Below are 11,592 nucleotides of genomic sequence, written 5' to 3' on the forward strand. Positions count from 1 at the left end.
CGGTGTCACATGTCGACATCTCCATGATGGGAAATTACGTTTCCCACGTAGGTTCCTTCGATCTCGAACGGGGCGAGCGGCCCGTCAGTCTGCTGCGACGGCGGCCGCGAATGGCGGAAACCGAGGTCGTCCAAGACGGCAACCATTTGCCGCAGGGCCACAGCGCTCGGGTCCGTCCGCCACGCGGCCGCTCCTTAGCAGCGATCTGGCGCCGGCCAGCACCTGCGGCTCGAAGCCTTCGGCGTCGACCTTGAGGATGATCCTCGCACTCTCCGCGCGCGGAAAGGCGACCAGGGCGCGGTCCATCGTGACCACGGGGACCCATTTCGACGGCCCCCGGGCAAAGGGCGGCTTGAGGCCGACACCGCGAATGCTGTGCATCATGGTCGAGTTGGCGACCAGCGGCGCGATTTCGAAGTTGTCGCCGCAGGCCGCACAGACGACGGACACCTTGTCGCTCAGTCCGTTGTCGGCGACGTTTCTGACCAGAATGGCGGCATTGGCGGGATCCGGCTCGAAGCCTATGACGGTGACATCGCGGGCCGGATGGGTTGCGGCTTGCAGCGTGAAAAAACCCCAATGCGCGCCGACGTCGACGAACAGATCCCCTTGCCGGATCGCCCGCTCCAGGAGATTGCGCGTCGGCAGCTCATAGCCGTCTCGGAGCTCATTGGCCACGAGGCAGTTGGCGCCCGGATCGGCCGCGAACTGCGTGGGGAAGCCCAGATGAAATCGCGGCTCTCCGTTCGGCAAGGTGAGCGAAGCCGCGAGCGACACCCAGTTGTCCGTGACACCAAGCCTCGCCGCCATGCCGTCTCCGATCCGTGCCCTATGGAGCCTTGCGAGGTTCGACAGCCGCTGCCGCGTCAGCAGAATCCCGCGGATCCGCTTGACTGCGGGCTTCGCGGTCATGCCGGCCAAAGCCGGGGATGCCGCGGATGACGGCCTTGACCTGGTCTGGGTTGATCAGGCGCGTGCATTCGAATTGGCGCGGCGTGTCCTTGTGACGGGGACAATAGAGAAAGTCGTAATGATCAAACCTGATCCGCGGATCGTTCCAGCAGCTGTTGCAGGCGTTGAAATTGATCACCCTGTAGGGCGTGTGGAATTCGTTAATCGGGTGCGTAAAGCCCGATATCATCACCACGGGTATGTCGGCGGCCCATGCCAACCATGACAGGCCGCTCGAGAGACCGACAAAGAACGCGGCATGTCTGAGGTAGCGGATTCGCTCCGCGAGCGGCTTGTCGCCGGTCTCGTCTTCGGTACCGTGCGGAATGTGATTCCAGACCAGGCCTTGGCCGTGAACCGCTTTTTGGTCGATGCAGACGACCCGATAACCCTCCTCTTTCAGGAATGCGACGATGGCGCGCCAGCCCTCGGGGTTATTCCAGTATTTGCTCTGGGTCGTGCTCTGGACCGAGATGCAGACATAGGGTTCGGCGATCGGCCGCGTAGCGTTTTCAATGGCTAGAAGCGGCTTCATTTCGGTGGGATCGACACCGAGAATATAGCCGGCGGTACGGTGCAGCCCGACCTGGCGAAAGTCGCGCGGCTGAGAAATAAAGTTTTTGTCATCAAAGAACAGCCCGATGCTGTAAGTGGCGTAGTAACGCTCGGTCTTGACCTCATTATGAGTGAGGAACGTGATGCCGGGATAGGCATCGCGGAAAATCGCAATCAGTCTGCCGCCCATGGCGCAGGTCAGCCTGCAGCGATGGCGCTCGCCAAATTTCACCGCGTAGGGCAGCCATCCGATCGAGTCGCCCAGCGTGCCAACCGGAAATTGCACCAGCACCTCGCGATCCCCAGCCGAATACTCATGCACGAAAATGCTTTCGCCGGGCTGCCAGACCTCAACGCGATAGCGCGCATAGTAGCGCTTCTTGCTCCTGATGCCGCCGGCGCGCAGCTCGGTCTCGAACTCGATGGTGCCCTTGTCCAGATCGCTCAATCGGACCTTCCAGGGACGGCCATTTTCAGGAACCGTCACTCTGAAACCGTCATTGAAGTCAAATCGAATGCCGTTCGGGCCGTGCTGGGTCGGAACAGGTGCAGGGTCTGGATAGACCCGCTTGGTGGGTCGCGCTGTCGCCGATACGGCGACCGCCTCGCTCGCAAAACCGCCGGGGGATGCCGCAACGTTCATGGACGCACAGGGGTCCTCTTTCCGTCATTGCGAGCGCAGCGAAGCAATCCAGCTTTGCCGCCGCAAACGAAAGCTGGATTGCTTCGTCGCAAGGGCTCCTCGCAATGACGTGGTGAGATCAGGCGGTCCACGAGCTTTCCGCGCCTTGCGTCTCCGCCAACAGGGCAGGGATGTCGACCCCGAGCGCCTGCCCGAGGGGCGCGAGGTACTCCGCGTAGCGGCGCCAGGCGCCGATCGAGCGGCGGTAGACCGGCTCGCGCACCTGCATCAGACTGGCCGTTCGCACCGTCCGTTTGGTGTCGTGGAAATCGCGGCACGAATCCTCCCAATCGAGGCCGCAATGGCGGAGTGCGCGTCTTGCGGTACCCTCGAGGTCATCGACCAGATCTTCGTACTGCACGTCGATCAGGACATCCGGCGGCAGTACCTGGTGCCAGTGCTCCATGACCCCCTCGTAGCCGCGAAAGTAGCGGCCGAGCTCCGCGAGATCGTAGGCAAAGGGCTGGCTTCCCGAAAACAGCAACGAGAAGCACGAGACGCAGGTGTCGAGGGGATCGCGACGCACATTAATGAAGCGGGCGTTCGGCAGCGCCAGGTGGATCAGCCCGACAAAGCAGAAGTTGAGCGGCATCTTGTCGACAATCCGCTCCGCCTCAGGTGCGCGCGCCCGCACCCGCGTGGTGTACATTTCGCCGAGCTGGCGAATGTGATCCTGTGACAGGGACCCGACCAGCAGCGGATAGGCCGACACGATCCCCTGGCTGCGGACGCACTCCGCGATCGTTTCCTTGAATGCCTCCAGTTCTCCGGCGCCGAACACTTTCGAATGGCTCGCCAGCACCTGTTCCAGCAGGGTCGTCCCGGAGCGGGGCATTCCGACGATGAAGATCGGCGACCACGATTTGTCGCCGCCGCCCGATCTTGCTTTCATGAAGTCCGGCGAGAACGTCGTCCTGATATTGTCGAACATCGCCAGCCTCTGCGGCTCGTCATAGACGATGGTGCTCCGTTTCAGAGCATTGGCCTTCAACAAATGCTGGAAGGCCTCCTGGTATTGACTGAGATCGCCCAGGGCTTTGCCCATCGCGAAATGCGCAGCAATCTGATTCTCGACGTCCAGGGACTCCACTTCGCTCAATAGCGCGTGGAGGCCCGGCAGGCGCCGATCGCCCGCCCTGAACCGCGCCATGTTTGCAAGATTGAGGTGAACGGACGCCTCCCTCGGCACCAGTTCGAGCGCCCGCTCGAAGGCGCGTTTGGCCTCCTCGAACCGCCCCAGCGCCTGCAACGCCACCCCCTGATTGTTGTGCGATCCGAACCTTGCAGGCTTCAACTCGAGGGCGCGCCGGTTCTGCTCGATCGATTCCTCGAGACGATCGAGCACAAGATAGGCATTGCCGAGATTGCCATAGGCGTCGGCGTAGGATGGGTTGATTTCCAGCGCCGTCTTGTAGTGCACAATCGCACGCTCCATCTGGCCCTGCCGCTGGTACACATTGGCCAGATTATTGTGGGTTTCCGCGTGGCGAGGGCTGAGTTGCAATATCTTGAGGTAGCACTCAATTGCCTCGGCATCCTGCGCTCCGGCAAAATGCAGATTTCCGAGCGCGAAATAGGCATCGAGATGATCGGGCCTTGCCGAAACGGCGCGCCTGAGATGTTCGACGGCTTCCGCATTCCTCCCGCGCGACTGCAGCAGCATCGCATACCCGTAATGAATGCCGGGATGATCGGGCCCCAGCGCCAGGGCCTTGTCGTAGCAGGCCGCCGCGGCGTCGAAGTCCCCGGCGCTGGTGTGGACCGCGCCCAGGCTGCCATGGGCTTCGGCAGCGCGCTCGTTCACGGCGATCGCGAGCGTGAAGAAGCGTTTGGCATCGTCGAGGCGGCTGGTGCAGGCGCATATCGCGCCCATCGCAAGCAGCGAACCAAAGTGACGCGGATGCATCGCCAGCACGACGCTGAACAGCGGCTCCGCATCGCTGAGGTCGCCCCGGTCCTGCAGTTTCTTGGCCACTTGAAACGCGGGTTCTGTCCAGGGCTCCGGCCTGCCGATTGCAGCCCTTCGATTTGACGGAGCCGGCGGGTCGGACCGGTTTTTCGCGGTCGCGCGCCGGTGCGAACGCCGCCTTTGGCGCCCAGAGGCTTCATCCTGCCCAGCCCTGGAACGTGTACCATCGATCTCGAGTGCGTCCATGAGCGGCTTGAGCCTTGTACCATAAAAGCGCGATCGCCCGACCGAGCTGGTGTAGATGGATTTTCGCACCTGGACCAGACTTGCCGTTTGGACCGGGCGCTTGGTTTCGTGAAAGGCCAGACAGCGCCTGTCCCACTCCACGCCGCAATGCGCCACAAGACGTCGCGCCTGACCTTCGAGATCATCGACGAGGTCCTCGTATTGCACGTCGAGTATGCGTCCCGGCGGCAGAACGGACCGCCAATGATCCATCAGTGCTTGGTAAGCCCTGTAATAGCGGCCGAGTTCGCCGAGATCGTAGGCGTATGGCTGGTCTTCCGCGAACAGCAGCGAGTAGCAAGACGTGCAGGTGTCGACGGCATTCCGCTTGACATGGATGATCCGGGCGCGCGGCAGCGCCAGATGAATGAGGCCGACGAACAGGAAATTTGGCGGCAGCTTGTCGACGATGCGATCTTTCGCCGCCCCGTCCTTGCTCAGGCGTTCGACATAGGTCTTCCCGAGCTCCCGGAAGTCTTCATCCGGCATTTTGGCGATCATGTCCGGGTACGCACCGGCTCTGCGTTTCGCCAGTTCAGATGTCGCGGTGGCAAAATGCTCGACCTCGCCGGCTCCAAAGACGCGCGGGTGACTGGCGAGAATTTGTTCGACCAGGCTCGTGCCCGACCGCGGCATGCCGACGACAAAGACCGGGGCCTCCGAGTCATGTCCGACATTGGATTTGACCTTCAGGAGATCTTTGGTAAATGCATCGCGAATACGTTGCATCAGCAGCAAGGTTCCGCGCTCGTCATAAGTCACGTGCCGCCGCTTGAGACGATTGCCGGCGTCCATATGTCGAAACGAACGGTCGGGATCCCTGAGGTCGGCATAGGCCTTTCCGAGCGTGAAGTGCAGTACGATCCGCTCATCGTTGGAAAGCTGATCCTCGCGGGCGTGAAGGTCTTCCAGCCGGGCCAGGCGCCGATCGCCGGCCGCGAACCGCTTGACGGCGGCGTAGTTGTGCTGAATGCCGATGTTTTCGGGCGCGAGGTCGATCGCCGTCTCGTAGGCCCGCGAGGCTTCGTCAAGACGCCCTGCGACCAGCAGCGCCGATGCGAGGCGGTTCAGGGTCGTGGCATCCCCGGGTTCGATCGCCAGCGCCGCCCGAAAGCACACAATGGCCGCATCGATCTGGTTCAGGGCATGCAGGGCATCGCCCAGATTGCGCTGCGCGGAGACGTAGCCTGGCTTGAGGCGAATCGCTTCCTTATAGCGTTTGATCGCCTCCTCAAGCCGACCACACTTCTGCAGCACATTGGCAAGGTTATTGTGCGCTTCGGCCGAGCTCGGAAGCAGGTCGATGGAGCGCTCGTAGTGAACGACCGCCGCGTCCAGATTGTCGAGTTCGGCGTAGAGATTGCCGAGATTGTAATGCGCGTCCGCAAGACCGGGATTGATCGTCAACGCCCGCAGGTAACTGCCGATCGCCTGCTCGCGACGGCCCGTCAAGTGAAAGCAGCCGCCGAGGTTGATGTGGGCGTCCGTCAAACCCGGATTGATCGCGACCGCCTGCGCATACTGCGCGACAGCGTCATCATGTCGGCCAAGATGCCGGCAGGCGTCGCCCAGGCTGACCTGGATGGCGGCGGATTTCGGTGAGATCGCCAGTGCCGCCCGGTGGTGGGCGAGGGCGGATTCGAATTGGCCAAGCCGCTGCAGCGCCAGCCCTAGATTTTGATGGGCTTCCGCGTTGTCCGGATGGATCGCCAGCGCTCTTTCGTACTGGATCACCGCAGCGGCAAAATCGCCACGGCCGCAGAGGACGTTGGCCAGATGAAATCTGGCCTCTGCATGCGCTTCGTCGCGTGCGATAGCCATCTCGAACTGACGCTGGGCGCTGTCGAGATCGTTGATCCGGATGAAGGTCGTGCCGAGCACGACATGGTCTTCGGCCGATGGCCCTGCGGCATCGACGGCCTGACCAATCAGGTCGCGAGCCTCGCCGGGCGCACCAAGCTGGCCGCGAACCACGGCCAATCCGCAGAGCGCGCGGAAGTGACCGGGCTTGTCGGCGAGAACCCGCCGATAGGCCTGTTCGGCTGTCTTCAGGGCGTATCCCCCGGCGACGGGGATTGCAGAAGCAACGCGCGGCCGGTCGGCAAGAGCTGATTCATTCATCGGCGTGCTGTCTTCTGAGCCGCGTGCGCAAATGCGCGGTACGGGATTGTTCGGCTGCAAGCGGCAAGGGCCCCGCGCCGGCATGTTGCGCCGAATTCGCCACGGTGTCGGCCCCGGCATGGCGACGAACGGTTCGACATCGCGACATCAAAACGAGATGGCCGGGGCAATGTATTGCCCCGGCCGGTTGGCGAGATCGGGCGTTACATGTGCATGTGCATGTGCGCATGCATTTCGTGGGGTTGCATCGCCGGCACCACGGCGGCGGCTGGAGCAGCAGCAGCATCATGATGATGATCATGATGCGAATGGTCGCAAGACGGTCCTGAGCTGCTCTTGCCCGAAGAACCGGACTGGCTGGAGCCGCCCGCGCAATGGCTTCCCGTCGAAGTGGTGCTGCCGGTTCCCGTTGTACCAGTGCCGGTGCTCCCGGTTCCCGTTGTCGTGCCGCCACCAGCACCCGTCGTCGTGGTGCCCGTCGTCGTTGTGGCCGTGGTAGCAGTGCCGCCGGTGCCATTGGCGATGTTCGGGTTAGCCGTCACCGGGATGGTGCCCTGTGCCAGACCATGAACCGAGGTTGCCGTCGCCACGGTTGTCGCGGTGCCGACATAGTTGCCGCCTCCGACCGGAATGTTGTTGCCGCTGACGTCCTTGGCGTCGGCGACAAAGCCCATGCCCGCGGCCGTGATCTGCGCAATGTCCGCCGCAAGTGCCGCGCCCGTGGCGCCGTTCACGATGCCCGTGAGCCCCGCGACCGCGTTGGTGCTATCGGCCAGCAGCGTGCCGCTCAGCAGTTCGTTGTCGAACCGGGCCTCGAAGATCTGACCTTGCGCGGCATCGAAAGCGGCGCCGAAATGCTGATAGTTCTGGATCTGCGTGATCAGTGCCGCGCTCGCCGTCGCTTGACCGTTTGCGATCGCCGTCAGCTGCGCATTGATGGTATTGGCCTCGGACAAGAAAGCCGCCCAGAAATTGGTCTGAACCTGATTGTCCTGGAACCTGGTGACAGTATTGGTCAGACCGCCCGGCATTTCAGCGAATCCGCCAGCATGTCCCGCGGCGCCGTTGCCGCCCGCCGCCATGTTCAGGGCAGTGTCATTCTGAACGATATCGATGATGTCGAGAATATTGTCCGCGGTGCCGCGCAGGCCTTCCTGCGAGCCGGCGGCTTCCATGCCGTCATATTTGTTGAGCTGGAGGGCGACCTGTGTCCCCACCGTATCGAGGTGGATGGTCGTCAGCGCCATGGCGTTGGCGGTTTCGCCCTTTTCGATCGCGGCCAGCGCGGTCGCGTTGTTCAGGATGTTGGTGACACCCGTCTCAACCGCGGTGAGGTCCGCCGTTATCTCGCCGATATTGGACGCATTGATGCCGCCGAGGAGGAGATCGGCCGCCGCATTGTAGACCTCGCCGACCGCTTTCAGGCTGGTGCCCGCCGTTGCCGCGGCCACGGATGCCGGATCATCGGCGCCCGCCGGACTGTTCTGGAACGCGACGTCGACGGCGCCGGTCGTGGCCATGAACGGGACGTTGTTGATGGCGGCCGCGATATGGGGATCGTTGTTGATTTCCTGCAGGATCTCGGCTTGCACGGCGTGAACCGTCTGGTCCGCGGCTACCATCGTCGCCGGGTTGGTGGTCTGCGCCGCCGCCGTATAGAGCGTGGTCAGCTGGGCCTCGATGTTGGTCAGAACCGCGGTGTCGGTGGTGCTCAGGGCAAAGGCCTGTCCACCGGCCGTCACGGCACCGGGAGTGGCGAGCATCGCCATGATGTCGCTCTGCACCGCATGGGTGTCGGAAATATAAGCGCCCAGGAACGGGTTCTGGTTGCCGCTGCCCGACAGACTGAACAGTCCGGTCGACGCACGGATCGCATCGTTGAAGACAACCCCGGCCTGCACCAGGTCTGTTGACTGATTGAGCGCATCGGTGCGCACGATCAAATTCGACGTGCCGTTCGCCAGCGCCGTCTTATTGAACAAAGTAGTAGCCATTAGATCGTCTCACCGAATGTCATCGCTGGTCTCCTTCGTGGCGCGTTCCGCAGGACTGCGATGATGTTCAAAACTGAAGGGCCCCTTTGACCGACGTCCGCCGGCCTGGTGAGCTGGTGAGCTGTTGTCATTCGCCGCGCAACCGATTGATCGCCGTCAAACTTGACCTAAACATGCGTCGTTTCGGACTGAACTGTGATGATGTTCTGACCGAACGAGGCGATCAGGTGGCGCGGACCGCGGCAAGGACCATGCTGCCGGTATCGCCCCGGCTGCTCCGAGCCATCCCATGAAACCTCTGAATGCGCATCGCAGACCTCTTGGCGGGAAGGTTTTTGCGCGGTCCTATAGGCAGTTAACCGGCAGTCCAACCCTTAGCTCACCGCTATGTCCCGACCATGGGCGCACGAGAGGAAGCGTCTGCCGAAATTTGCTTCGACATCGCTCTCGCAGCGGCCGCCCGGTAATCTCTGGGGCGAACTGTGGATTCTCGGCAACATTTTTTTGACGAGCGGCGCCGTTGTCCGCTCCTCGCCCGGAGCGATGGAATTGCAGCTTACCCCTGGGGAGATCTGTCGATCTCGATCGCGTCGATCAGCGACTTGAGCCTTGAACCATAAAAGCGCGATCGCCCGACCGAGCTGCCTCAAATCGACTTCCCCACGTGCACCAGAATTGCTGTTTGGACCGGGCGCTTGCTCTCGTGAGCTGCGCGCGCAAATGCGCGGTACGGGATGGTTCGGCTGGAAGAAATGGCCAGCGCCGCAAATGCCAAGGCCGGGGCAGTACGTTGCCCCGGCCAGCTAGCTAGTCAGATGGCGTTACATATGATGGGCCATGTGCAGGAACGCATGGAAAGATTCCATTGGGGCCGGACCCGGATCCGCGGCGGCTTCGGCAGGGGCAGCTGCGGCTGGGGCAGCAGCTGCGGCAGCGGTTGGAGCGGCGGCAGCGCCGTTCCCGATGCCGGCCGCTTGGAGCAACGCCTGCAGGTCGGCAGTGACCGTCGCGATGCTGCCATGTCCTTGGGCGAAGCTGGTCAGGTCGGTCAGGAAGGCAGCCGCTTCGGTGGCGAGCGTCGTGGTCGTGCCCGTAGTTGCCGTGCCGCCGGTGTGGTTACCTGCAGCACCCGTGGTGGTGGTGCCCGTGGTCGCCGTACCGCCGGTGTGGTTGCCGGTACCTGCAGCCCCCGTGGTGGTGGTGCCCGTGGTCGCCGTAGCGCCGGTGTGGTTGCCGGTACCTGCAGCCCCCGTGGTGGTGGTGCCCGTGGTCGCCGTAGCGCCGGTGTGGTTGCCGGCTCCTGCAGAACCCGTAGTGGTTGTGCCCGTGGTCGCCGTACCACCGGCGTGGTTGCCGGTACCTGCAGCACCCGTGGTCGTGGTGCCCGTGGTCGTGGTGGCCGTGGTCGCCGTACCGCCGGTGCCATTGGCGATATTCGGTTCGTCCCCGACAGGAATGGTGCCCTGGGCCATGCCGTTGATCGAAGTCGCCGTGGCCACGGTCGTCGCCGTGCCGACATAGGTACCGCCGCCGACTGGAATGTTGTTGCCGCTGACGTCGTTGGCGTCGGCGACAAAGCCGTGTCCCGCGGCGGTGATCATCGCCTTGTCCGCCGCCAGTGCCGCGCCTTGGTCGCCGTTCAGGATGCCCGTGAGCCCCTGGCACGCGGCGGCGCTATCGGCCATCAGGGTGCCGCTCTGCAGTTCGTTGTCGAACCGCCCCCTGAAGATCCCACCTTGCGCCTGGTCGAAAGTGGAACCGAAATTCTCGTAGTTCTGGATCTGACAGAGCAGATTATCGTTCGCCGTAGCTTGACCGTTTGCGATCGCCGTCAACTGCGCATTGATGGTGTTGGCCTCGGACAGGAATGCGGCCCAGAAATTGGTCTGCGCCTGGTTGTCCTGGAACCTGGTGACGGTGTTGGTCAGACCGCCCGGCATTTCAGCGAAGCCTCCGGCATGACCCGCCGCGCCGTTGCCGCCCGCCGCCACGTTGAGGGCGGTGTCGTTCTGGATGATGTCGATGATGTCAAGCAGATTGTCCGCCGTGCCGCGCACGCCTTCAGCCTGGTTGCCGGCGGCCATGCCGTCATATTGGCCGATCTGGAGGTTGACCTGATTCAGCACCGTCTGGAGGTGAATCGTGGTCAGGGCCGCGGCATTGGCCGTCTCGCCCTTTTCGATCGCGGCCAGCTGGGTCGCGTTGTTCAGGATATTGGTAACACCCTGCGCAACCGCTTCGAAGTCGTTGTTGATCTGTCCGATGGTTTCCCCATGAATGCCGCCGGTGGCGAGAATGGTAGCTGCATTGAAGACGCTGCCGACCGCGGCCAGGCTGGTGCCCGCCGTCGCCGCCGCGAGTGCGTTCGCGGTATCGGAACCCGCCGGGAGGCCCTGGAAAGCAACGTCGGTCGCGCCCGTCGTGGCCATGAACGGGACGTTGGCGAGGGCGCTTGCCAGATGCGTATCGCCATTGATTTCCTGCAGGATCTGGAGCTGCACAGTGTGCAGCGTCTGCTCGCCGTCCGACTGCGTCGCCGGGCTTGTCGTCATCGGCGCGGCATTCAGCAATGTGGCAAGCTGACCCTCGACATTGGTCAGCACCGCAGTGTCGGTGGTGTTCAGGGCAAAGGCGTGGCCGCCGATCGTCACGCTGCCGGGCGTGGCGAGCATCGCGGCGACGTCGGCCTGGACCGATTGGATGTCGCTCATGTAGCTGCTCAGGAACGGGACCTCCTTGCCGCTGCCCGACTGGCTGAACAGGCCCAACGACGCACGGACCGCATCGTTGAAGATGACGCCGGCCTGCACCAGGTCGGTCGAATGATTGAGCGCCGCCGTGCGCACAATCAGATTAGACGTTCCGTTCGCCAGCGCGGTCTTGTTGAACAAGGTGGTTGCCATGCCGGTGCCGGTGCCTGTACCTGTACCTGTACCTGTACCTGTACCTGTACCTGTACCTGTACCTGTACCTGTACCTGTACCTGTCGTGCCCGTCGTCGCGGTGCCGCCCGTTCCATTTGCGATGTTCGGGGTCGCCGTCACCGGGATGGTGCCCTGTGCCAGACCATGAACCGAGGTTGCCGTCGCCACGGT

Annotated in this window: 4 protein-coding genes and 1 pseudogene; all 5 read right to left on the minus strand. The window is 63.0% G+C overall.

Going from position 1 to position 11,592, the window contains the following annotated elements; all coding sequences use genetic code 11:
- Window positions 1-84 precede the first annotated feature (84 nt).
- Window positions 85-810 (minus strand): FkbM family methyltransferase, encoded by a 726-nt coding sequence (locus ABSG20_RS18775; protein WP_423866009.1) that lies wholly within the window; start codon window positions 808-810, stop codon window positions 85-87.
- Window positions 811-829: 19 nt separating this feature from the next.
- Window positions 830-2,149 (minus strand): autotransporter strand-loop-strand O-heptosyltransferase, encoded by a 1,320-nt coding sequence (locus tag ABSG20_RS18780; protein WP_423866010.1) that lies wholly within the window; start codon window positions 2,147-2,149, stop codon window positions 830-832.
- A 118-nt stretch (window positions 2,150-2,267) separates the two neighbouring features.
- Complete coding sequence (locus tag ABSG20_RS18785; protein ID WP_423866011.1) at window positions 2,268-6,503, minus strand: sulfotransferase; 4,236 nt, start codon at window positions 6,501-6,503, stop codon at window positions 2,268-2,270.
- 203 nt (window positions 6,504-6,706) lie between these two features.
- Window positions 6,707-8,497, minus strand: coding sequence for a hypothetical protein (locus tag ABSG20_RS18790; RefSeq protein WP_423866012.1), 1,791 nt, complete (start codon window positions 8,495-8,497; stop codon window positions 6,707-6,709).
- A gap of 821 nt (window positions 8,498-9,318) precedes the next feature.
- A pseudogene (locus ABSG20_RS18795) lies at window positions 9,319-11,592 on the minus strand (hypothetical protein); the annotation flags it as partial.

The sequence above is a fragment of the Bradyrhizobium sp. genome (assembly GCF_049512235.1).
Lineage (GTDB): Bacteria > Pseudomonadota > Alphaproteobacteria > Rhizobiales > Xanthobacteraceae > Bradyrhizobium.